This window comes from Psychrobacillus sp. PGGUH221, assembly GCF_042055255.1.
GTDB lineage: Bacteria > Bacillota > Bacilli > Bacillales_A > Planococcaceae > Psychrobacillus.
Genome location: NZ_JAQMHQ010000010.1, coordinates 198,070 through 222,696 on the forward strand (window position 1 = coordinate 198,070; position 24,627 = coordinate 222,696).

Below are 24,627 nucleotides of genomic sequence, written 5' to 3' on the forward strand. Positions count from 1 at the left end.
CGTAGATCCAGAGGCTTTTCTTTTGTCGGTATAAATGGCCAATTCTTATAGGAGGTGCCAAAATGAACAAAGCAATTGAAACTAAAAAAGTGCAAGTTGAAGAAATTGCAGAAAAGTTTAAAGCTGCTGCTTCTGTAGTAGTTGTTGACTACCGTGGTTTAAATGTTGCGCAAGTAACTGAATTACGTAAACAACTTCGTGAAGCTGGTGTGGAATTTAAAGTTTACAAAAACTCACTTACACGCCGCGCGACTGAATTTGCTGGTGTTGACGGGATTAATGAACATCTTGTTGGTCCTAATGCTGTAGCATTTTCTAACGAAGACGTAGTTGCACCTGCAAAAATCATTAACGATTTTGCTAAAAAGAACGAACAGCTTGAAATTAAAGCTGGTATCATCGAAGGTACTGTAGCATCTGCTGAGGACGTTAAAGCATTAGCAGAACTTCCGTCACGCGAAGGTCTTCTTTCTATGCTTCTATCTGTACTTCAAGCACCAATGCGCAACATTGCGCTTGCAACAAAAGCTGTTGCAGAACAAAAAGAAGAGCAAGGCGCATAATTATTGCAGCTTAACAATTAAAATAAGGCAAATAGCCTAAATTATCCATTATAGGAGGAAAACAAAATGAGTAAAGAACAAATCTTAGACGCTATCAAAGAAATGACAGTTCTAGAATTAAACGACTTAGTAAAAGCAATCGAAGAAGAATTTGGTGTAACAGCTGCTGCTCCAGTAGCAATGGTTGCAGGTGGCGGTGCTGCTGCAGCTGAAGAGCAAACTGAATTTGATGTAATCCTTGCTTCTGCTGGAGATCAAAAAATCAAAGTAATCAAAGTAGTACGTGAAATCACTGGTCTTGGCTTGAAAGAAGCTAAAGAATTAGTAGATAACGCTCCAAAACCACTTAAAGAAGGCATTTCTAAAGATGAAGCGGAAGCTTTCAAAGCTCAACTTGAAGAAGTTGGCGCTAACGTAGAAGTTAAGTAATTTTGTACAGTATGAAGAAAAAAGCTCGTCATTTATCGACGGGCTTTTCTTCGTATGTATATTATGGAGGGTTATTCGGTGTCTGATCACTATTACTCTAGAAAACCTCAAACTGAAAGTAAACCACGTCACTGGAATTTTACGTTACTTGGACATAATTTTCGGTTTGAAACAGATGCTGGTGTATTTAGTAAAAGCGAAGTAGATTTTGGCTCCCGTGTATTAATCGATGCTTTTGAAGCGCCGGAACGAGAAGGAGACTTTCTCGATGTAGGGTGTGGATACGGTCCGATCGGTCTTTCCATTGCGAAAGCAAATGAAGGAAGAACAGTTCATTTAGTAGATGTTAACACACGTGCAATCCAACTTGCAGAAAAAAATGCTGCTGCGAACGGGATACAAAATGTACGAATCTATGAAAGTGATGGGTTGTCAGCAGTAAACACTGCAAACTTTGCGGCTATAATAACTAATCCACCGATTCGCGCTGGAAAAGAAACTATTTTTCGTTTTTACAATGAATCCTATGAAAAGTTGGTTTCAGGGGGAGAATTGTGGGTTGTGATTCAAAAGAAACAAGGGGCACCATCTACTTTTAGTCATTTGGAAGAGATTTTTGGTCAAGTGGAAGTAGTAGTTAAAGTCAAAGGATATTGGATTTTAAAGGCTACAAAAGATTGACTTGACAAAATCGCTATGATATTATAATAAAATGCAAAAATATTATTTTGAGGTAGTATGCCCTTTTGAATTAAATGGAGTAAATATGGGTATACTGGCCGAGAAAAAGTTTGATTAATAAAAAATGAGCTCTTAATTTAGAACTCGTTTTCTTTTTGTCTTTCGATATCATACACTAATTTGTTCATATCGAAAAGACCCAATTATAGCTTTATTGAGGGGTGAATGAGTTGACAGGTCAACTAGTTCAGTACGGACAACACCGCCACCGCAGAAGTTTTGCGCGTATTAGTGAGGTGCTTGAACTTCCGAATTTAATCGAAATTCAAACAGCATCTTACGAATGGTTCCTTGAAGAAGGTTTACGTGAAATGTTCAGAGACATTTCTCCAATCGAGGACTTTACAGGCAATCTATCACTTGAATTTGTCGACTATAGTTTAAATGATCCAAAATATTCAGTCGACGAATCAAAAGAACGTGACGCAACATACGCTGCTCCATTGCGCGTAAAAGTACGTCTCCACAACAAAGAAACGGACGAAGTGAAAGAACAAGATGTCTTTATGGGTGATTTCCCACTAATGACTGAAACTGGTACTTTCGTAATAAATGGTGCTGAGCGCGTAATCGTATCTCAGTTAGTCCGTTCACCAAGTGTTTACTTCCACGACAAGACAGACAAAAACGGTAAAAAAGGTTTTGGAGCAACAGTTATTCCGAACCGTGGTGCATGGTTAGAATACGAAATCGACGCAAAAGACGTTGTATATGTTCGTATCGACCGCACAAGAAAATTGCCGGTTACTGTTTTACTTCGCGCATTAGGCTTTGGATCAGATCAAGAAATCATCGATTTAATTGGTGATAATGAATATTTACGTAACACGCTTGAAAAAGACAACACGGAAACGACTGAAAAAGCGTTACTTGAAATCTATGAGCGTCTACGTCCTGGTGAGCCACCAACTGTTGAAAGTGCAAAGAGCTTGTTATATTCACGCTTCTTTGACCCAAAACGCTATGATCTAGCAAACGTTGGTCGTTACAAAATGAACAAAAAATTGCATATTAAAAATCGTTTGTTTAACCAAACAATAGCGGAAACGCTAGTGGATCCAGAAACAGGAGAAATTTTAGTAGAAGCTGGTACTCTTATTGATCGAAGAGTATTAGATCGACTAATTCCTCATTTGGAAAATGGAATCGGATTTAGAACATTATCTCAAGTAGGTGGTGTTTTAGAAGATGATATTACAATTCAATCGATTAAAATATATGCGCCAAATGATGAAGAACAAAAAGAAATCAATGTAATTAGCAATGCGTATGTGGAAAATGAAGTTAAGAACATAACGCCTGCTGATATCGTTTCTTCTATTGGTTATTTCTTTAATCTATTATTTAATGTTGGAAACACAGATGATATTGATCATCTTGGTAACCGTCGTTTACGTTCAGTTGGAGAATTACTACAAAACCAATTCCGTATTGGTCTTTCTCGTATGGAACGTGTAGTACGTGAGCGTATGTCTATCAACGATACACAATCAATTGTTCCACAACAGTTGATCAATATTCGTCCAGTTATTGCATCTATTAAAGAATTCTTTGGTAGCTCGCAATTATCTCAGTTCATGGACCAAACAAATCCACTTGCTGAACTTACGCACAAACGTCGTCTATCAGCTCTTGGACCAGGTGGTTTAACACGTGAACGTGCTGGCTTTGAAGTACGTGACGTTCATTATTCTCACTATGGTCGTATGTGTCCGATTGAAACACCTGAGGGACCAAACATTGGTCTTATTAACTCACTTTCTAGCTTTGCAAAAGTGAATAAATTTGGTTTTATTGAAACTCCATACCGTCGTGTTGACCCTGAAACAGGTCTAGTAACTTCTCGTATTGATTATCTAACTGCTGATGAAGAGGATAACTATGTGGTAGCGCAAGCAAATTCTCTATTAACAGATGAAGGTGCATTTGCGAAAGAAGAAGTAGTAGGCCGTTTCCGTGGCGATAACACAGTATTTAGAAGAGAACAAATCGATTACATGGACGTTTCGCCGAAACAAGTAGTTTCTGCTGCAACTGCATGTATTCCTTTCTTAGAAAATGATGACTCGAACCGTGCCCTAATGGGAGCGAACATGCAACGTCAAGCTGTTCCATTGTTAAATCCTGAAGCACCATTTGTTGGAACAGGAATGGAACATGTGAATGCGCGTGATTCTGGTGCTGCAGTAATTGCAAAGTATCATGGAATTGTTGAGCATGTTGAAGCTAAAGAAATTAGAGTTCGTCGCATCGAAGAAGTGGATGGAAAAGAAGTAAAAGGTGATTTAACTTCTTACAAAGTGCACAAATTTGAACGTTCGAATCATGGTACATCGATTAACCAGCGTCCAATTGTGAAAGTTGGAGATCGTGTTAAACCACTTGATATTCTTGCAGATGGTCCATCTATGGAAAAAGGAGAATTAGCATTAGGTCGTAACGTGCTAGTTGCCTTTATGACATGGGATGGTTACAACTATGAGGATGCTGTTATTATGAGTGAACGTCTCGTGAAAGACGACGTATATACTTCAGTGCATATTGAAGAATATGAATCAGAATCACGTGATACAAAGCTTGGGCCAGAAGAAATTACGAGAGACATTCCAAACGTCGGAGAAGATGCATTACGCAATTTAGATGATCGTGGGATTATCCGTATCGGTGCTGAAGTTCGTGATGGTGACATCTTAGTTGGTAAAGTAACACCAAAAGGGGTTACAGAACTTACTGCAGAAGAACGTTTACTTCATGCTATCTTTGGTGAAAAAGCTCGAGAAGTTCGCGATACATCTCTACGTGTACCACATGGTGCTGGCGGGATTATCTTAGATGTAAAAGTGTTTAATCGTGAAGATGGTGATGAGCTATCTCCAGGAGTTAACCAATTAGTTCGCGCTTATATTGTTCAAAAACGTAAAATTTCCGTTGGGGATAAAATGGCTGGACGTCATGGTAACAAAGGTGTTATCTCGCGTATCCTTCCAGAAGAAGATATGCCATTCCTTCCAGATGGAACACCAGTTGATATCATGTTAAATCCACTTGGTGTACCTTCACGTATGAACATTGGTCAAGTATTAGAGCTTCACTTAGGTATGGCTTCTAGACTTTTAGGTGTTCATATGGCTTCACCAGTATTTGATGGTGCCAACGAAGAAGACGTTTGGAATACGATGGAAGAAGCAGGACTTAACCGTGATGGTAAAACTATTTTATACGATGGTCGTTCAGGCGAACCATTTGATAACCGCGTTTCTGTAGGGGTTATGTATATGATCAAACTTGCCCACATGGTTGATGATAAACTTCATGCTCGATCAACTGGACCTTACTCACTAGTTACGCAACAACCTCTTGGAGGGAAAGCGCAATTTGGTGGTCAGCGTTTCGGAGAGATGGAAGTATGGGCACTTGAAGCTTATGGTGCTGCTTATACATTGCAAGAAATTTTAACTGTTAAATCCGATGACGTTGTTGGGCGTGTAAAAACGTATGAAGCAATTGTTAAAGGTGAAAGTGTACCAGAACCTGGAGTTCCAGAATCATTCAAAGTATTGATTAAAGAATTACAAAGTTTAGGTATGGACGTTAAAATGTTAACGATTGACGAAGAAGAAATTGAACTTCGTGATTTAGATGAAGATGACGATATTCCTGCTGCTGATGCGCTTGGAATTTTGCCACATGCGAATGAAGAGGAACCAGTCGGCACAGCGGAATAAGAAATAAAATAGAAATCGGACAGGTGATGCCTGTCCGTATTTCCGTATAAAATTGCATAATGCAGAGCTACTTGGAATGTCTTTCAAAGACACAAGACTAAAGGGAGGTAGGCTCCTTGATAGATGTTAATAATTTTGAGTATATGAAAATTGGTTTAGCTTCACCTGATAAAATTCGTTCATGGTCTTACGGGGAAGTAAAAAAACCTGAAACAATCAACTATCGAACACTAAAGCCGGAAAAAGACGGGCTATTTTGTGAACGTATTTTTGGTCCTACAAAAGACTGGGAATGTCACTGTGGTAAATACAAACGAGTTCGTTACAAAGGTGTAGTATGTGATCGATGTGGAGTGGAAGTAACACGTGCAAAAGTACGTCGTGAACGCATGGGACATATCGAATTAGCTGCACCAGTTTCACATATTTGGTATTTCAAAGGTATTCCTAGCCGTATGGGTCTAATTTTGGATATGTCTCCAAGATCACTTGAAGAGGTAATTTATTTTGCTTCTTATGTAGTAATCGAACCTGCGGATACACCACTTGAAAAGAAACAATTACTTTCTGAAAAAGAATATCGTGCATACCGTGATAAGTTTGGGACGAAATTCCAAGCTGCAATGGGTGCAGAAGCGATTAAACGTCTACTTCAAGAGATTGATTTAGAAAGTGAAACGGAAAACTTAAAAGAAGAGTTGAAAACTGCTCAAGGTCAACGTCGTACTCGTGCAATTAAACGTTTAGAAGTCGTGGAATCTTTCCGTAATTCTGGCAACAAACCAGATTGGATGATTCTAGATGTACTTCCGGTAATTCCACCAGAATTACGTCCAATGGTTCAATTAGATGGTGGACGTTTTGCTACATCTGACTTAAACGATTTGTACCGTCGAGTGATCAACCGTAATAACCGTTTAAAACGTTTGTTGGATCTTGGTGCTCCAAGCATCATCGTGCAGAACGAAAAACGTATGTTACAAGAAGCTGTAGATGCATTGATTGATAATGGTCGTCGTGGCCGTCCTGTTACAGGTCCTGGTAACCGTCCATTGAAATCACTTTCTCATATGCTAAAAGGGAAACAAGGTCGTTTCCGTCAAAACTTACTTGGTAAACGTGTAGACTATTCTGGTCGTTCGGTTATCGTAGTAGGACCAAACTTAAAAATGTATCAATGTGGTCTTCCAAAAGAAATGGCTATTGAACTATTCAAACCATTTGTTATGAAAGAATTAGTTGAACGTGGGTTAGCTCACAACATTAAGAGTGCAAAGCGTAAAATTGAAAGAATGCACACAGAAGTTTGGGATGTACTAGAAGATGTAATTAAGGAGCATCCGGTTTTATTAAACCGCGCACCTACTCTTCACCGTCTAGGTATTCAAGCATTTGAACCAACATTAGTAGAAGGCCGTGCTATTCGTCTTCACCCTCTAGTATGTACAGCATATAATGCTGACTTCGATGGTGACCAAATGGCTGTTCACGTTCCTTTATCAGCAGAAGCTCAAGCGGAAGCTCGTTTACTAATGCTTGCAGCACAAAACATTTTGAACCCGAAAGATGGAAAACCAGTTGTTACACCATCTCAAGATATGGTTTTAGGAAACTATTACTTAACACTTGAGCGAAAAGGTGCTACTGGCGAAGGTTCAACTTTCTATGGTCCACAAGAAGTTCTAATTGCATACAATACTGGTCATGTACATTTGCATACACGTATTGCAATCGCTGCATCATCACTAAATAACCAAACGTTTACGGAAGAACAAAACAAAATGTTATTATTAACGACTGTTGGTAAAGTAATTTTTAATGAAATACTACCAGAAACGTTCCCGTATATTAACGAACCTACGGATTTCAATTTACAAATTGAAACTCCTGAAAGATACTTTGTTTCTACAACTACTGATGTGAAGAAACATATTGAATCTATGGAACTTGTTCAACCATTTAAGAAAAAAATCCTTGGAAATATCATTGCTGAAGTATTTAAACGTTTCCATATCACGGAAACTTCTAAAATGCTTGACCGTATGAAGGCGCTAGGATTTAAATATTCTACTAAAGCTGGAATTACAATTGGTATTTCTGATATTGTCGTACTTCCAGACAAAGGTGAAATTCTTGAAGAAGCACAAGGTAAAGTGGATAAAGTAATGAAACAATTCCGCCGTGGTCTTATCACGGAAGAAGAACGCTATGCTAGCGTTATCGGACATTGGAGTAAAGCAAAAGAAGTTATTCAAGATAAACTGATGAAATCACTAGATAATATGAACCCTATCTTCATGATGAGTGACTCAGGTGCCCGTGGTAACGCATCTAACTTCACCCAACTTGCGGGTATGCGTGGACTGATGGCCAACCCGGCTGGACGTATTATCGAACTTCCGATTAAATCATCTTTCCGTGAAGGATTAACGGTACTTGAATACTTCATCTCAACACACGGTGCTCGTAAAGGTCTTGCCGATACAGCGCTTAAAACTGCCGATTCTGGTTACCTGACTCGTCGTCTAGTAGACGTTGCACAAGATGTAATTGTTCGAGAAGATGACTGTGGAACAGATCGTGGTTTACTAATAGGTTCATTGATGGAAGGTACAGAAGTTATTGAGGAGTTTGGCGAACGTATTGTTGGTCGTCATACGAAGAAAACTATTTACCATCCAACTACAAATGAAGTTATTTTAGCAAGAGATGGACTTATTACTCAAGATATCGCTCGTCTAATTGAAGAAGCAGGTATCGAAGAGTTAACAATCCGTTCAGCATTTACATGTAATACAAAACATGGTGTATGTAAAAAATGTTACGGCTTAAACTTAGCAACTGGAGATACGGTAGAAGTTGGGGAAGCGGTAGGTATTATTGCAGCACAATCAATCGGAGAACCAGGTACTCAGTTAACGATGCGTACATTCCATACAGGTGGGGTTGCTGGAGACGATATTACACAAGGTCTTCCACGTATCCAAGAGATTTTTGAATCTCGTAATCCTAAAGGTCAAGCTGTTATTTCTGAAATTACAGGTATTGTTACTGAAATTGATGAAATTAGAGAAGGCCAAAAAGAAATTACAATTCAAGGTAATGTAGAAACTCGTAAATATTTAGCTCCGTACAATGCTCGTTTGAAAGTTCAAGTAAACGATGCAATTCAACGCGGACAGGTATTAACAGAAGGTTCTGTAGATCCAAAAGAATTGTTGAAAGTAAAAGATGTTTCTACTGTTCAAGAGTACTTACTAAAAGAAGTACAAAAAGTTTACCGTATGCAAGGGGTAGAAATCGGAGACAAACACATCGAAGTAATGGTTCGCCAAATGCTTCGTAAAGTTCGCGTAATCGAGGCTGGAGAGACAGATCTATTACCAGGTTCATTACTCGATATCCATCAATTTGCAGATGCAAATAAAGAAGCAGTGTTGAACGGGAAAATTCCTGCAACTTGCCGCCCAGTTATTCTTGGTATTACTAAAGCTTCTCTTGAAACAGAATCATTCTTATCTGCAGCGTCATTCCAAGAAACGACTCGTGTCTTAACAGATGCAGCAATCAAAGGAAAACGTGATGAGTTATTAGGATTAAAAGAAAACGTAATTATCGGGAAACTAGTTCCAGCTGGTACAGGTATGCAACGTTATCGCCAAATCGAAATCACTACTAATCAAGCAGACAAAGGTAAAGAAGCAGTAAGCGCTGAATAAAAAATAAATATTAGGGAGAGAGTTCTCCCTAATATTTTAATGTTTATTGTTGACACCTTATTATATGAATGATAATATATTTAAGGTTGATAGTTATCTGACTTGTAGCTTTGGAGGATATGAAAATGTCTTATGAAAAAGTGAAACAAGCAAAAAAAACAATCATAGGTACAAAGCAAACAGTAAAAGCAATGAAACAAGGGCTTGTCAAAGAAGTTTATATTGCACTAGATGTAGAGGAAAGAATCATTGAACTTGCAGTAGCGATCGCACAAGAAACCAATGTTCCTATCTACTACGTCGAGTCTAAAGTAGATCTTGGCAAAGCATGTGGATTGCGCATAGGCGCATCCGTAGTAGCTATTGCTGTGTAACAGTTTTTGTGTAAAACACAAAGACTTTGTTTTTACCCAAAAAATGAACCACCTGGATGTGTGGTATTAACAAGAACAAATGAAGGGAGGAACAATCGATGCCTACAATTAACCAATTGGTACGTAAGCCTCGTAAATCCAATATCACGAAATCAAAGTCTCCAGCATTAGGAAAAGGCTATAACAGCTTTAAAAAATCAGCTACAAATCTTAACTCGCCACAAAAGCGTGGGGTTTGTACTCGTGTTGGTACTATGACGCCGAAGAAACCAAACTCAGCACTTCGTAAATATGCACGTGTACGTTTAACAAATACGTTAGAGGTTACTGCTTATATTCCAGGAGAAGGACACAACCTACAAGAACATAGTGTTGTACTTATCCGTGGAGGACGTGTAAAAGACTTACCAGGGGTACGTTATCATATCGTACGTGGTGCTCTTGATACAGCTGGAGTTAATGGTCGTATGCAAAGCCGTTCTTTATACGGTGCAAAACGCCCGAAAGAAAAGAAAAACTAATTTAAAATAATTAATAAATAGACATTCGTCGAAAGGAGGAAAACACATGCCTCGTAAAGGTCCTGTTTCCAAACGTGACGTGTTACCAGATCCAATTTATAACTCAAAACTAGTAACTCGTTTAATCAACAAAATGATGATTGATGGTAAAAGAGGTACTTCTCAAAAAATTCTATACGGAGCGTTTGATCTTGTAAAAGAACGTTCTGGTAAAGATGCTTTAGAAGTATTTGAAGCTGCACTAAACAATGTTATGCCAGTTCTTGAAGTACGTGCTCGTCGTGTTGGTGGTGCAAACTACCAAGTACCGGTTGAAGTACGTCCTGACCGTCGTTCAACACTAGGTCTTCGCTACTTAGTAAACTATTCACGTCTTCGTGGAGAAAAAACGATGGAAGAACGTTTAGCTAACGAAATTCTTGATGCATCTAACAACACTGGTGCTTCTGTTAAGAAACGTGAAGATATGCACAAAATGGCTGAAGCTAACAAAGCATTTGCACACTATCGTTGGTAAGATTTATTTAAAAATCATACTCTAATCCGAAATTGGAAGGAGAAATACAATATGGCTAGAGAGTTCTCCTTAGAAAAAACACGTAATATCGGTATCATGGCTCACATCGATGCTGGTAAAACGACTACTACGGAGCGTATTCTTTATTACACTGGTAAAATCCACAAAATTGGTGAAACGCATGAAGGTGCATCACAAATGGACTGGATGGAGCAAGAACAAGAACGTGGTATTACAATCACTTCTGCTGCAACGACAGCTGCTTGGGACAACCACCGTGTAAACATTATCGATACACCAGGACACGTAGACTTCACTGTTGAAGTTGAACGTTCTCTTCGTGTACTTGATGGTGCGGTTACAGTACTAGATGCTCAATCTGGTGTTGAACCACAAACTGAAACAGTATGGCGCCAAGCTACAACTTACGGCGTACCACGTATTGTATTTGTTAACAAAATGGATAAAACGGGAGCAGATTTCCTATATTCTGTAGGAACTCTTCGTGACCGTTTACAAGCTAACGCTCATCCAATCCAATTACCAATTGGTTCAGAGGACCAATTCAGTGGAATTATCGATTTAGTAACGATGAAAGCTACTGTATATGGTAATGACTTAGGAACTGATATCCAAGAAGTAGAGATTCCAGAAGAATATAAAGCTCAAGCTGAAGAGTACCGTGAAAAATTAGTTGAAGCGGTTGCTGAACTTGATGAAGATCTAATGGAAAAATATCTTGGTGGAGAAGAAGTTACGAACGAAGAATTAGTTAACGGTATCCGTAAAGGTACTCTTAACGTAGAATTCTATCCAGTAGTATGTGGTACTGCATTTAAAAACAAAGGTGTTCAAAAAGTTCTTGACGCTGTTGTTGCATACCTTCCATCACCACTAGATATCCCTGCTATGAAAGGTATTGATCCTGATTCTGAAGAGGAAGTAGAACGTCATTCAGATGATTCAGAGCCATTCTCTGCATTAGCATTTAAGGTAATGACTGACCCTTATGTTGGTAAACTAACATTCTTCCGTGTATATTCTGGTACACTTCAATCAGGTTCTTATGTGCAAAACTCTACTAAAGGTAAGCGTGAGCGTGTAGGACGTATTCTACAAATGCATGCTAACTCTCGTGAAGAGATTTCACAAGTATATGCTGGAGATATCGCGGCTGCTGTAGGATTAAAAGATACAACTACTGGTGATACACTGTGTGATGAAAAGGCTCTAGTTATTCTAGAATCTATGGAATTCCCAGAACCAGTTATTTCTTTATCAGTCGAACCTAAAACAAAAGCTGACCAAGATAAAATGGGTCAAGCATTACAAAAACTTGCTGAAGAAGATCCAACATTCCGCGTGCACACTGACCAAGAAACTGGTCAGGTTATCATCGCTGGAATGGGTGAACTTCACCTTGATATCTTAGTAGACCGTATGCGTCGTGAATTTAAAGTTGAAGCTAACGTAGGTGCTCCTCAAGTATCTTATCGTGAGACTTTCCGTAATTCTGCACAAGTTGAAGGTAAATTTGTACGTCAATCTGGTGGTCGCGGACAATTCGGACACGTTTGGATCGAGTTCTCTCCAAACGAAGAAGGAAAAGGCTTTGAATTTGAAAACGCAATCGTTGGTGGGGTAGTACCACGTGAATATATTCCAGCTGTTGAAGCAGGTCTTCGTGACTCGCTTGACAATGGGGTTCTTGCAGGCTTCCCATTAATCGATATTAAAGCTAAATTATTCGACGGATCATATCATGATGTTGACTCGAATGAGATGGCATTTAAAATTGCGGCATCTATGGCATTGAAAAATGCTGTATCTAAGGTAAACCCAGTTCTACTTGAGCCAATCATGAAAGTAGAAGTTGTTATTCCTGAAGAATATTTAGGAGACATTATGGGTGATATCACGTCTCGTCGTGGTCGTGTTGAAGGTATGGATGCTCGTGGTAATGCACAAGTAGTTCGTGCAATGGTTCCACTTGCTGAAATGTTCGGATATGCAACGTCTTTACGTTCTAATACGCAAGGACGCGGAGTATTCTCAATGGTGTTCGATCACTATGAAGATGTTCCAAAATCAATTTCGGAAGAAATTATTAAAAAACATAAAGGTGAATAATTGAATTTTCACCAATATTCAAGTATAACTAAATTATAGTGTATAAAAGATAGGGGGACGTACGCCCTCTACCTTTTATCATAAAAAATCAAACAATCACTGAGGAGGCACTCTCTAATGGCTAAAGAAAAATTTGACCGTTCCAAAACGCATGCTAACATCGGTACAATCGGACACGTTGACCATGGTAAAACAACTCTAACTGCTGCTATCGCAACAGTTCTTTCTAAAAAAATGGGTGGAGTAGCGAAATCATATGCTGATATCGATAACGCACCTGAAGAAAAAGAACGCGGTATCACAATCAATACATCTCACGTTGAATATGAAACTGAATCTCGTCACTACGCTCACGTAGACTGCCCAGGACATGCTGACTATGTTAAAAACATGATCACAGGTGCTGCTCAAATGGACGGCGGTATCTTAGTAGTATCTGCTGCTGATGGCCCAATGCCACAAACTCGTGAACATATCCTTCTTTCTCGTCAAGTAGGTGTTCCATACCTAGTTGTATTCATGAACAAATGTGATATGGTAGACGATGAAGAACTTCTTGAATTAGTTGAAATGGAAATTCGTGACCTTCTATCTGAATACGATTTCCCAGGCGACGATCTTCCAGTAATTAAAGGTTCTGCTCTTAAAGCTCTTGAAGGTGAGCCTGAGTGGGAAGAAAAAATTATTGAATTAATGGACGCTGTAGATAGCTATATCCCAACTCCAGAACGTCAAACTGACAAACCATTCATGATGCCAGTTGAGGATGTATTCTCAATCACTGGTCGTGGAACAGTTGCAACTGGACGTGTTGAACGTGGCCAAGTTAAAGTTGGAGACGTTGTAGACATCATCGGTATCGTTGAAGATCCAAAATCAACTACTGTAACAGGTGTTGAAATGTTCCGTAAACTTCTTGACTATGCAGAAGCTGGTGACAACATCGGTGCACTTCTTCGTGGGGTTGCTCGTGAAGAAATCCAACGTGGTCAAGTATTAGCTAAACCAGGCTCAATTACACCACACACAGACTTCAAAGCTGAAGTTTATGTTCTTTCAAAAGAAGAGGGTGGACGTCATACTCCATTCTTCTCAAACTACCGCCCACAGTTCTACTTCCGTACAACTGACGTAACAGGCGTTTGTAACTTACCAGAAGGCGTAGAAATGGTTATGCCTGGAGACAACATCGAAATGACAGTTTCTTTGATCTCTCCAATCGCTCTTGAAGAAGGTACTAAATTCTCTATCCGTGAGGGTGGACGTACTGTAGGCGCTGGTGTAGTTGCTACAATTACTAAATAATTTATAAATTGATAAAATCCATCTCGTGACGACGAGATGGATTTTTTTTGTGCAAAATAGTGTAAACTATTTGTAGGGGGGTGCTTCCAATAAGTACAAAAATATTGTTAATAGAAGATGATCAGTCCATTTTTGATATGCTAAGAGATCGTTTTATTCAATGGTCTTTTGAGGTAATTAGACCTGACGACTTTCAAAAAGTAATACATACATTCATTGAAGAAAAACCCCAGTTAGTTATTATAGATATCCAACTGCCTGCATTTGATGGTTTCCATTGGTGTAGAGAAATTCGTCATATTTCGAAAGTACCGATTATATTCTTGTCTTCTCGAGACCATCCGATGGATATCATCATGGCCATGCAAATGGGTGCAGATGACTTCGTACAAAAGCCATTTCATCTAGACGTATTGATAGCTAAGGTCCAAGCCGTATTAAGAAGAACATATGATTATCAGGAAGAGAATATGGATACAAATAGCTGGAATGAAGCAGTTATTGACTTTGCTAAAAGTGAGATTACATACAATAACCAAGTAATTGATTTAACAAAAAACGAACTTTTTATTCTTCGTATTCTTATACAATCAGTAAATAAAATAGTGTCAAGAGATGAGTTAATGCGTAAATTATGGGATGACGAGCGTTTTGTGAACGACAACACTTTATCTGTAAATGTTAATAGACTTCGCTTAAAACTAGAGGAAATAGGTTTAAAGGATGTTATTGTTACGAAGAAAGGTCTAGGTTATATGGCTATTACAAAGGAGTAGACTCATTGTGTTCATAGCGTACATAAAAGAAAGAAAAGCGTGGCTTCTCTTTTTTCTAAGCTTGCAGATTTGGTTAAATATTATACTGACATTAGACGTCGCTTTTTTTAATATATCGTTGCTTTATATTAACGTTATAAATTCATTGGCATTTATACTATTTTTTATTTGGAGATACAGAGTGGAATCAGTTTTTCTGAAATCGTTAGAGGAGAATATAGACAAGGAATTTACACTAGATATGTTACTTGCTGCTCTTCCAGAAGGAAAATCTACTTTTGAGAAAAGGTTATCAGCTTCATTAGATGAACTGTTTATAGTGGCTAAGGAAGAATTGAACAATATGCGAGTGGAACATTTAGAAGAGAACGACCGCACGTTAACGTGGATTCACGAAGTAAAGACGCCTCTAACAAGTATGAAACTCATGATAGATACTGTAGAAAATTCTAATGTGAAGAAAAAACTGGAGGTTGAGTGGCTAAGAGTCCATTTACTATTAGACCAACAGCTCCATCATACAAGATTACCATCTTTAGAAAAAGATTACTTGATAGAGCCAATTAATTTTGACAAAATTATACCTGCAGAAATAAAAGAACTGCAAGCTTGGTGTATGCAAAAGGGTATAGGCTTTGAAATCGATCTATCGAAAGAGGAAGTATTAACAGATCAAAAGTGGTTATCCTTTATAGTTCGTCAGATACTATCAAACGCAGTGAAATATAGTAAAGAGAATGGAGAAATTCATGTCTTTTCTCAAATGGATAGTTCTAAACATACAATTTTAAATATTCAAGACTTCGGTATTGGAATAAGCTCTGCTGACTTACCTCGTATATTTGAGAAGTCTTTTACAGGAACGACTGGAAGAGAAACAATAGCATCTACAGGTATGGGGCTCTATCTAGCAAAGAACGCCGCAGACAAATTGGGTATAGATATAACCGTTGATTCCAGAGTAGATAACGGCTCGATTTTTTCACTTAAATTCCCATTAAAAAATGAAATGACTAGAATTTCTGGTAGGTGACAAAATTGTCATCTACTTTCTTTTTTTGTCATGTAAATCGAACGATTAATAGAAAAGAAAACCGTACAATAAAGTTAGTAAAATGTAGGAGGTAAATGCATGACTATTTTAAGCGGTCGTAAAATAAAAAAAGTATATGGTAAAAAGTTATCGGCTCAAGAAGTGTTAAAAGGAATTAATATGGACGTACAAGAAGGAGAATTCGTTGGAATAATGGGTCCATCAGGGTCTGGGAAAACGACACTACTTAATGTGCTAGCTTCTATTGATCAAGCGACAGAAGGAGTAATTGAAATTAGTGGACATAATTTACGTACGATGAGGGAACGTGAATTATCCAACTTTCGCAGAGAACAATTAGGATTTATATTTCAAGATTATAACTTACTGGACACATTAACAGTAAAAGAAAATATATTATTACCACTTTCCATTAGTAAAATATCTAAAAAAGAGTCTGAAGAACGATTTAAAGAGCTAACGAAAACATTAGGGATAGAAGAACTTGCAAATAAGTATCCAAATGAAATTTCCGGTGGACAAAAACAAAGAACCTCAGCAGCACGTGCATTAATCAGCAATCCATCTATAGTATTTGCAGATGAGCCCACAGGAGCTCTCGATTCTAAAGCTGCTACGGCACTATTAAGTAACTTAGAGAAGATAAATAAAGATAAAAAAGTAACAATTATGATGGTTACCCATGATCCTGTCGCAGCAAGCTTTTGTTCACGCGTTCTGTTTTTGAAAGATGGACAATTGTATACAGAATTATATAAAGGTGAAAAGGATCGTGGACAGTTTTTCCAAGAAATAATGAACATTCAAGGTGTGCTTGGTGGTGATGGCTATGACGCTTAGTCAACTGGTTTTCCGTAGCATGAAGAAAAATATTAAGCATTATTACTTGTATTTCTTTGCATTAATCTTTAGTGTGATGCTTTATTTTTCTTTTGTAACACTTCAATACAATCCAAGTGTTGTAGAAATTTCACATGGCGTAAAAGCAATAGCTGGCCTAAAAGCTGCATCCTATTTATTGTTATTTATTGTGGTGTTTTTTGTTTTATATGCAAACCGTCTATTTATGAAGAGAAGAAGCAAAGAAATTGGATTGTATCAACTAATTGGAATGTCAAAAGGGCTTGTAACAAGATTGTTGGCACTAGAAAATACAATTTTATGGATCGGGGCAATTGGAATAGGAGTTTCATTGGGTTTTTTGACTTCTAGAATTTTTGCGATGATACTACTGCGAATTTTAGAAAAAGATGTTCTAGTAGAGTTAATCTTCTCGATCGAAGCATTACAAATGACGATATTAGTATTTCTGGTACTTCTAATATTAGTTTTAGCTCAAACGATGCTTAGTATCAGACGTGTTTCTTTACTGGCATTATTTACAGCAACGGCAACAGCTGATACAAGAGTTAAAAGATTTAGTGGGTTTCAAATGTTTCTTGGTTTTATCGGACTTGTAATGATTGGGTACGGATATTATTTGTCAACGAATCTATTTGAAATAGAAAGTGATAATGTTAACGAACTACTGTTTAAAATGCTTAGCATTTTAGGGTCAACAATTATCGGGACTTTTTTTGTTTTTCGTTTTTCAGTAGCATTCCTAATGAATTTAATTCGAAAGCAAAAAAGAGGTCATTTGTCTATTGAAGATGTATTGTCACTTTCCCCGATTATGCATCGAATGAAATCGAATGCTATGTCTCTCACAACAATTACCGTTTTATCTGCAACTGCTTTGGGAATTCTTTGTCTATCCTATATTTCTTATTATTCCGCTAGTTCCATGGCAAAGCAAAATATTCCGTTCGACTACGTGCTGTTGAACGATCAAGGACAAAGTTTTGTGGATGAATTGGAGAAAAAGAAGATTAGTTACAAAGAAACAACGATAGAGCTCTTGGATGTAGAGATAGATACTTCGAAGTTATATGTGAATGATATTCCAAATGGCTTAAGTATAATGACAAAGACAGAGATGCCGGTGGCTAAATTGAGTGATGCTCAAAAAGTGATACCTGGACTTACGTTAGAAGAAGGAGAAGGCTTTGTTACAGGCTATAGCAACATGATGTCAGAAATTGTGAAAATCGAAGGAAATAGACCTGTACAGCTCACTACTACTAATGGCGACGTGTCTATTACGATAAAAGAAATAAGAGAGGAGTCATTACTTGCATACTATCTCACCGGGGGTGGTATGATGATTGTTGTTTCGGACGCTCAATTTGAAAAGTTAACAGAAGATAGCTTAATCCAGCAACAAACAAATTGGACGAAACAAGTAGGTATCGATTTAGTGGATCGTTCGAAAAAAGAAGAAACTCAATCCATATATGAAGAAACAACGAATGATGGTCATTTTGAAGTAACTGCAAATAATGCTGAGAATGAAGTTATAAATATGGATTCGCAGGAAGAATATCGACTTTCAACTTTAGATATGATGGGGCTAGTAATATTTATTACAGGATTTCTAGGCTTAGCATTCTTAATGACGACGGGTAGTATCTTATATTTTAAACAAATGAGCGAAGCGGAAGAAGAAAAGGCATCCTTTACTATATTAAGAAAAATTGGCTTTACAACGAACGAAATAATGAAAGGAATCTATAAAAAGCAATTGTTTAACTTCGGGATACCATTAGTTATTGGTCTAGCACATAGTTACTTTGCGGTGAAATCCGGTTGGATGCTTTTTGGTACAGAGCTAGTAGCACCGTTGTTAATCACCATGAGTATATATGTAGTCTTATATTCTGTATTTGCATTTCTTTCCGTAGGTTACTATAGAAAAGTAGTAAATGAGTCACTTTAAGGAAAATTTAAGAACTTTATATGAACAAAAGCCCCTTTGCGCTTATAGCAAAGGGGTTTTCGTATTGACATATGTGTGAACAACAATTAAACTTTAGCATATTAGTAATCTAGTGTGTGAAAGTGAGGGTTTTATATGAATGCTGTATTAGTTGCAGTAGGAGTTATGTTGATATTGAGTTTACTTCGAATCAATGTTGTATTCTCGTTAATTATAGGTGCTCTTATAGGGGGTCTTACAGCCGGCCTATCAGTCACGGAAACAATTGAGGCATTTACGGGTGGATTAGGTGCTGGAGCGACAATAGCGTTAAGCTACGCATTATTAGGGGGCTTTGCTGTTGCGATTTCGAGAACAGGTATACCGGAATTGTTAGTAGGGGTCATATTGAAGCTTGTGAAAAGAGAAGGAGATTCACAGAAAGTAGGATTAGCTAAAGTATTGGTGTTTTTATTGTTACTTATGATGGCGATCTTCTCACAAAACTTAATCCCGATCCATATCGCTTTTATTCCTTTGTTAGTTCCTCCAATTTTGAAAGTCTTAAATATGTTACATGTGGATCGTCGATTAATTGCGTGTATTTTAGCGTTTGGTTTAATAACACCTTATATGTTCCTTCCATACGGATTTGGCGCGATTTATCAACAAATTGTAGCAACACAAATGGGATTGTCTGGTCTAGAGATTGCACTTAGTGATATTCCAAAAGCTATGGCTGTTCCAGCATTAGGGATGGTTTTTGGATTAGTACTAGCGTTTGTATTATATCGTAAACCAAGAGTTTATAAGCAAGAGGATGTTGTCGTAGAAGAACTTAAGGTAAATGTGAAGAAAAGTAGTATAATCTTTACAGTTATCGCATTGATTGCAGCGTTATACGTACAAATAGTAACTGATTCGATGATTGCTGGGGCGCTTGCAGGTATTACTGTTCTGTATGTAAGTGGGGCTCTTAAATGGAAAGAAGCAGATCAATTGTTAACTGAAGGTATGCGTATGATGGCGTTTGTTGGGTTTGTAATGATTACTGCAAATGGTTTTGCGGCAGTAATAAATGCCACTGGTCATGTTGAATCATTAGTGAAGGCGTCTGCAGAGTTATTAGAGGGTAATGTAAGTTTGGCCGTATTAATCATGTTAATAATAGGATTAATAGTGACGATGGGAATTGGTTCTTCATTTGCTACTATTCCAATAATAGCAGCTATCTTTGTACCACTATCAGTGGAGTTAGGATTAAGTCCCCTAGCGACCATTGCTTTGATTGGGACAGCAGGAGCATTAGGTGATGCAGGGTCACCAGCTTCTGATTCAACTCTTGGTCCGACTGCTGGGTTAAGTGTAGACGGACAGCATAATCACATTTGGGATACATGTGTACCTACATTTATTTGTTACAACATACCGTTAGTTCTCTTTGGATGGATCGCGGTTATGTATGTTCTATAGTTAGGGAAGAAAAGGACGCTCATTTAATGGAGCGTCCTTTATATATAGAAGAAAGGCATTAGCAACTTAATTTATCGTTTCATTTGAAATAATAGCGATAGTTTTGTATACTGATAAACGGCTTAAAGAAGCTAGTTTATTAGTTAAGAGAAATAATATATCAACATTTAAAAAGAATTTCGTAAAAACACTTGCGGAATTATTTTATTTTGTATATAATGTTGAATGTTGGTCTTTGACTGCGATGAAGCGAGAGGTTACCGACACACCCGGCCGCTTTGCCATGGCGAGTGTACGGAAAATTTTCGTGGAGAATGTCTAGAAAATAGGCGAAAAGGAGGGAAAATAATGGCAAAACAAAAAATTCGTATCCGTTTGAAAGCGTATGATCACAGAATCCTTGATCAATCTGCTGAGAAAATTGTGGAAACTGCTAAACGTTCAGGTGCAAGTGTATCAGGTCCGATTCCACTTCCGACTGAGAAGTCTGTGTACACAATTCTTCGTGCTGTTCACAAGTACAAAGATTCTCGTGAACAATTCGAAATGCGTACGCATAAACGTCTGATCGATATCGTTAACCCAACACCACAAACTGTTGATGCGTTAATGAAGCTTGATTTACCATCTGGCGTTGATATTGAAATCAAACTTTAATGGTAAAAAATAAAAAACAACTAATTATTATAGGAGGTGTGACGGATGACCAAAGGAATCTTAGGTAGAAAAATCGGTATGACGCAAGTATTTGCTGAGAACGGTGACTTAATCCCTGTAACTGTTATTGAAGCTACTCCAAACGTAGTACTTCAAAAGAAAACAGTAGAAACAGACGGTTACGAAGCAATTCAGTTAGGTTTTGAAGATAAGCGAGAAAAGCTTTCTAACAAACCAGCGAAAGGGCACGTAGCTAAAGCGAGCACTGCTCCTAAGCGCTTCATCCGCGAATTCCGCGGCTTGGATACAGCTAATTACGAAGTTGGTCAAGAAGTCAACGTTGAAAGTTTCGCAGAAGGCGATGTAATTGATGTAACAGGTGTTACTAAAGGTAAAGGTTTCCAAGGTGTTATTAAACGTCATGGACAATCACGTGGACCAATGGCCCACGGATCTCGTTACCACCGTCGTCCGGGTTCAATGGGGCCAGTTGCTCCGAACCGCGTATTTAAACAAAAGAAATTACCTGGTCAAATGGGTGGGCATGTAGTTACAATCCAAAACTTACAAATCGTAAGAGTGGATGCTGAACGTAACTTACTACTTGTTAAAGGTAATGTTCCTGGTTCTCGTAAATCATTAGTAGTTGTAAAAGCTGCTATTAAATCGAAATAATCTCTGAAGAAAGGAGGAAACAGGAATGGCAAAAGTATCTTTATTCAATCAAGCAGGATCTTCTGTTGGCGAAATCGAGTTAAACGATAAAGTTTTCGGTATTGAGCCAAACGAATCTGTTTTATTTGAAGCTATCATTGCTCAACGCGCATCACTTCGTCAAGGTAATCACAAAGTGAAAAACCGTTCTGAAGTAGCTGGTGGTGGCCGTAAACCTTGGAAACAAAAAGGAACTGGTCGTGCTCGTCAAGGTTCAATTCGCTCTCCACAATGGCGTGGTGGTGGTATTGTATTTGGTCCGACTCCACGTAGTTACAGCTATAAATTACCTAAGAAAGTACGTCGTCTAGCTCTTCTTTCAGCTCTTTCATCTAAAGTGAACGAAGAAAGCATCGTAGTACTTGAAGGTTTAGCGTTCGATGCACCAAAAACAAAAGAATTTGTGAAAGTGTTATCTAACCTTTCCATCGATAAAAAAGCGTTATTCGTAACTGCTGATTTAGATGAAAACGTAGCGTTAGCAGCACGTAACATCCCTGGGATCACAGTTGTGTCTGCAACAGGCATTAACGTTTTAGATTTAGTTGGTCACGAAAAATTAGTGATGACTAAAGCTGCAGTAGAAAAAGTAGAGGAGGTGCTTGGTTAATGGAAGCACGTGATATTATTAAACGTCCGGTCATTACCGAGCGTTCTTCTGAAGTAATGGCAGATAAGAAGTACACTTTCGAAGTGGACACTCGCGCTAACAAAACACAAGTTAAATATGCTGTTGAAGAAATCTTTGGAGTAGATGTTGAAAAAGTGAACATCATGAACTACAAAGGTAAATTCAAACGTGTAGGTAAATTCGGTGGATATACAAACAAACGTCGTAAAGCGATTGTTACATTAACTGCTGATAGCAAAGAAATCGAGTTATTCGAAATCTAATCCTTATATAAGGAATTTAATACTCAAGAAGGAGGGAAAAAAATGGCGATTAAAAAGTATAAACCAACGTCAAACGGACGTCGTAACATGACATCGTTAGATTACGCTGAAATCACAACTGACAAACCTGAGAAATCACTTCTTGCTCCTGTGAAGCGTAAAGGCGGCCGTAACAATCAAGGTAAAATTACTGTTCGTCATCATGGTGGTGGACACAAACGCCAATACCGTGTCATCGATTTCAAACGAAACAAAGATGGCATTCCAGGACGCGTTGCCACTATTGAATATGATCCAAACCGCTCTGCGAATATCGCATTGATCAATTATGCTGATGGGGAAAAACGTTACATCCTAGCTCCTAAAGGCTTAGAAGTTGGCATGACAATCGTGTCAGGTCCAGAAGCTGATATTAAAGTAGGAAACGCTCTTCCATTACAAAACATTCCAATGGGTACTACTATCCATAACATTGAAATGAAACCTGGTAAAGGTGGTCAGTTAGTTCGTTCTGCTGGTACATCTGCTCAATTACTTGGTAAAGAAGGTAAATACGTAATCGTACGTTTACAATCTGGTGAGGTTCGTTTAATCCTAGGTGTTTGCCGCGCAACTGTTGGTGAAGTAGGAAACGAACAACATGAACTTGTGAACATTGGTAAAGCTGGTCGTAATCGTTGGTTAGGTAACCGCCCAACTGTACGTGGATCTGTAATGAACCCTAACGATCACCCACACGGTGGTGGTGAAGGACGTACGCCAATCGGTCGTAAGTCACCTATGTCTCCATGGGGTAAACCAACTCTTGGATACAAAACTCGTAGCAAGAAAAACAAATCCGACAAACTTATCATTCGTCGTCGTAAAAAATAAAGTGGTTTTACTACGGTTCAAAGAAAGAACCGTGGTGCAATCACGGAGGGAGGTTCCAGCATGGGTCGTAGCTTGAAAAAAGGACCTTTTGCAGATGATCATTTATTAAAAAAGGTCGATGCACAAAAGGACTCTGAGAAAAAACAAGTGATTAAGACTTGGTCTCGCCGTTCTACTATTTTCCCTACTTTCATCGGTTTAACGATCGCAGTATATGACGGACGTAAACATGTTCCTGTATACATTACTGAAGATATGGTAGGTCATAAACTAGGCGAGTTTGCACCAACACGCGCTTATAAAAGTCATGGTGCAGATGATAAGAAAACAAGACGCTAATTTGAGAGGAGGTCATTCAAATGTCACAAGCAAAAGCTATTGCTAAAACAGTGCGCATTGCTCCTCGTAAAGTAAGATTAGTCGTAGATTTAATCAGAGGTAAGCAAGTCGGTGAAGCAGTTGCAATTTTACAACTTACTCCTAAAGCAGCATCACCTGTTGTTGAGAAAGTATTAAAATCTGCTATCGCTAACGCTGAGCACAATTATGATTTAGATGTTAACAACTTAGTTGTTTCTGAAGTCTTCGTTGACGAAGGTCCAACACTAAAACGTTTCCGTCCACGTGCTATGGGTCGTGCAAGTGCTATTAACAAACGTACAAGCCACATCACAGTAGTGGTATCTGAGAAGAAGGAGGGATAATTCGTGGGTCAAAAAGTACATCCAATAGGATTACGAGTAGGTATTATTCGTGACTGGGAGTCAAAATGGTACGCTGGTAAAGACTATGCAACTCTACTACACGAAGATTTAAAAATTCGTAAGTACATTGAAACTCGTTTGAAAGATGCATCAGTTTCTACAGTAGAAATTGAACGTGCTGCAAAACGTGTAAACATTACAATTCACACTGCGAAACCAGGAATGGTAATCGGTAAAGGTGGTACTGAAGTTGAAGCACTTCGTAAACACTTAAACGATACTACTGGCAAGCGTGTACACATCAACATCGTAGAAATTAAAAGAGCAGACTTAGATGCTAAATTAGTAGCAGAAAGTATCGCACGTCAATTAGAAAGCCGCGTATCTTTCCGTCGCGCTCAAAAACAAGCAATTCAACGCACAATGCGTGCAGGCGCTAAAGGTATTAAAACTCAAGTATCTGGACGTCTTGGCGGCGCTGATATCGCGCGTGCTGAACACTATAGTGAAGGTACTGTACCACTTCATACATTACGTGCTGACATTGATTATGCACATGCTGAAGCTGACACAACTTATGGTAAGCTAGGCGTTAAAGTATGGATCTATCGTGGTGAAGTCCTTCCAGTGAAGAAGAACTCTGAGGAAGGAGGCAAATAAT

At 38.3% G+C, this 24,627-nt stretch carries 23 protein-coding genes and 1 other annotated feature (1 of these 24 only partly in view); all 23 genes read left to right on the forward strand.

Annotated elements, in window-relative coordinates; translation table 11 throughout:
- Nucleotides 1-30, forward strand: a sequence feature (ribosomal protein L10 leader region); it begins 115 nt to the left of the window's first position.
- A gap of 32 nt (nt 31-62) precedes the next feature.
- The 23 genes from rplJ (at nt 63) to rpsC (ending at nt 24,626) form a co-directional block, all read left to right on the forward strand.
- On the forward strand, nt 63-563 hold the full coding sequence (rplJ, locus tag PGC35_RS17680) for a 50S ribosomal protein L10 (RefSeq protein ID WP_053591303.1): 501 nt from the start codon (nt 63-65) through the stop codon (nt 561-563).
- A 66-nt stretch (nt 564-629) separates the two neighbouring features.
- On the forward strand, nt 630-992 hold the full coding sequence (gene rplL, locus PGC35_RS17685) for a 50S ribosomal protein L7/L12 (RefSeq protein ID WP_053591304.1): 363 nt from the start codon (nt 630-632) through the stop codon (nt 990-992).
- 78 nt (nt 993-1,070) lie between these two features.
- Nucleotides 1,071-1,673, forward strand: a complete 603-nt coding sequence (locus PGC35_RS17690; RefSeq protein WP_375220077.1) for a class I SAM-dependent methyltransferase — start codon at nt 1,071-1,073, stop codon at nt 1,671-1,673.
- Between the two features lie 230 nt (nt 1,674-1,903).
- A complete protein-coding gene (gene rpoB / locus PGC35_RS17695; RefSeq protein WP_053591306.1) occupies nt 1,904-5,458 on the forward strand; it encodes a DNA-directed RNA polymerase subunit beta in 3,555 nt (1,184 codons plus the stop codon).
- A gap of 116 nt (nt 5,459-5,574) precedes the next feature.
- Entirely contained in the window at nt 5,575-9,177 is a 3,603-nt protein-coding gene (rpoC, locus tag PGC35_RS17700) for a DNA-directed RNA polymerase subunit beta' (RefSeq protein WP_375220078.1), read from the forward strand.
- Nucleotides 9,178-9,302: 125 nt separating this feature from the next.
- Nucleotides 9,303-9,551 (forward strand): ribosomal L7Ae/L30e/S12e/Gadd45 family protein, encoded by a 249-nt coding sequence (locus PGC35_RS17705; RefSeq protein ID WP_053591308.1) that lies wholly within the window; start codon nt 9,303-9,305, stop codon nt 9,549-9,551.
- Nucleotides 9,552-9,649: 98 nt separating this feature from the next.
- The gene (gene rpsL / locus PGC35_RS17710; protein WP_053591309.1) at nt 9,650-10,072 is read left to right on the forward strand and encodes a 30S ribosomal protein S12; all 423 of its coding nucleotides are present in this window, start codon (nt 9,650-9,652) and stop codon (nt 10,070-10,072) included.
- 46 nt (nt 10,073-10,118) lie between these two features.
- Complete coding sequence (gene rpsG / locus PGC35_RS17715) at nt 10,119-10,589, forward strand: 30S ribosomal protein S7 (protein ID WP_053591310.1); 471 nt, start codon at nt 10,119-10,121, stop codon at nt 10,587-10,589.
- Between the two features lie 51 nt (nt 10,590-10,640).
- Nucleotides 10,641-12,719 carry an elongation factor G gene (fusA, locus tag PGC35_RS17720; protein WP_375220079.1) on the forward strand — a complete coding sequence of 693 codons (2,079 nt, stop codon included), beginning with the start codon at nt 10,641-10,643 and terminating at the stop codon, nt 12,717-12,719.
- 117 nt (nt 12,720-12,836) lie between these two features.
- A complete protein-coding gene (tuf, locus tag PGC35_RS17725; protein WP_275789683.1) occupies nt 12,837-14,024 on the forward strand; it encodes an elongation factor Tu in 1,188 nt (395 codons plus the stop codon).
- 89 nt (nt 14,025-14,113) lie between these two features.
- Nucleotides 14,114-14,800: a response regulator transcription factor gene (locus PGC35_RS17730; protein ID WP_483880166.1), complete on the forward strand. Its 687-nt coding sequence runs from the start codon at nt 14,114-14,116 to the stop codon at nt 14,798-14,800.
- A 181-nt stretch (nt 14,801-14,981) separates the two neighbouring features.
- Nucleotides 14,982-15,833 (forward strand): sensor histidine kinase, encoded by an 852-nt coding sequence (locus PGC35_RS17735; protein ID WP_375220080.1) that lies wholly within the window; start codon nt 14,982-14,984, stop codon nt 15,831-15,833.
- Nucleotides 15,834-15,932: 99 nt separating this feature from the next.
- Nucleotides 15,933-16,694, forward strand: a complete 762-nt coding sequence (locus PGC35_RS17740) for an ABC transporter ATP-binding protein (protein ID WP_053591314.1) — start codon at nt 15,933-15,935, stop codon at nt 16,692-16,694.
- The gene (locus tag PGC35_RS17745) at nt 16,684-18,672 is read left to right on the forward strand and encodes an FtsX-like permease family protein (RefSeq protein WP_375220081.1); all 1,989 of its coding nucleotides are present in this window, start codon (nt 16,684-16,686) and stop codon (nt 18,670-18,672) included. The genes PGC35_RS17740 and PGC35_RS17745 overlap by 11 nt, the downstream gene beginning before the upstream one ends.
- A 135-nt stretch (nt 18,673-18,807) precedes the next feature.
- Nucleotides 18,808-20,124, forward strand: a complete 1,317-nt coding sequence (locus tag PGC35_RS17750) for a Na+/H+ antiporter family protein (protein WP_375220082.1) — start codon at nt 18,808-18,810, stop codon at nt 20,122-20,124.
- A 348-nt stretch (nt 20,125-20,472) separates the two neighbouring features.
- Nucleotides 20,473-20,781, forward strand: a complete 309-nt coding sequence (rpsJ, locus tag PGC35_RS17755; protein WP_004233624.1) for a 30S ribosomal protein S10 — start codon at nt 20,473-20,475, stop codon at nt 20,779-20,781.
- Nucleotides 20,782-20,826: 45 nt separating this feature from the next.
- Complete coding sequence (gene rplC / locus PGC35_RS17760; RefSeq protein ID WP_053591317.1) at nt 20,827-21,456, forward strand: 50S ribosomal protein L3; 630 nt, start codon at nt 20,827-20,829, stop codon at nt 21,454-21,456.
- Between the two features lie 25 nt (nt 21,457-21,481).
- Entirely contained in the window at nt 21,482-22,105 is a 624-nt protein-coding gene (gene rplD, locus PGC35_RS17765; RefSeq protein WP_053591318.1) for a 50S ribosomal protein L4, read from the forward strand.
- Nucleotides 22,105-22,389 (forward strand): 50S ribosomal protein L23, encoded by a 285-nt coding sequence (rplW, locus tag PGC35_RS17770; RefSeq protein ID WP_053591319.1) that lies wholly within the window; start codon nt 22,105-22,107, stop codon nt 22,387-22,389. The genes rplD and rplW overlap by 1 nt, the downstream gene beginning before the upstream one ends.
- 42 nt (nt 22,390-22,431) lie before the next feature.
- Nucleotides 22,432-23,262 carry a 50S ribosomal protein L2 gene (rplB, locus tag PGC35_RS17775; protein WP_053591320.1) on the forward strand — a complete coding sequence of 277 codons (831 nt, stop codon included), beginning with the start codon at nt 22,432-22,434 and terminating at the stop codon, nt 23,260-23,262.
- Between the two features lie 60 nt (nt 23,263-23,322).
- The gene (gene rpsS, locus PGC35_RS17780) at nt 23,323-23,601 is read left to right on the forward strand and encodes a 30S ribosomal protein S19 (RefSeq protein ID WP_053591321.1); all 279 of its coding nucleotides are present in this window, start codon (nt 23,323-23,325) and stop codon (nt 23,599-23,601) included.
- A gap of 20 nt (nt 23,602-23,621) precedes the next feature.
- Nucleotides 23,622-23,966: a 50S ribosomal protein L22 gene (gene rplV, locus PGC35_RS17785; RefSeq protein WP_053591322.1), complete on the forward strand. Its 345-nt coding sequence runs from the start codon at nt 23,622-23,624 to the stop codon at nt 23,964-23,966.
- Between the two features lie 3 nt (nt 23,967-23,969).
- Nucleotides 23,970-24,626, forward strand: coding sequence for a 30S ribosomal protein S3 (rpsC, locus tag PGC35_RS17790; RefSeq protein ID WP_053591323.1), 657 nt, complete (start codon nt 23,970-23,972; stop codon nt 24,624-24,626).
- The last annotated feature ends 1 nt before the right edge of the window (nt 24,627 follow it).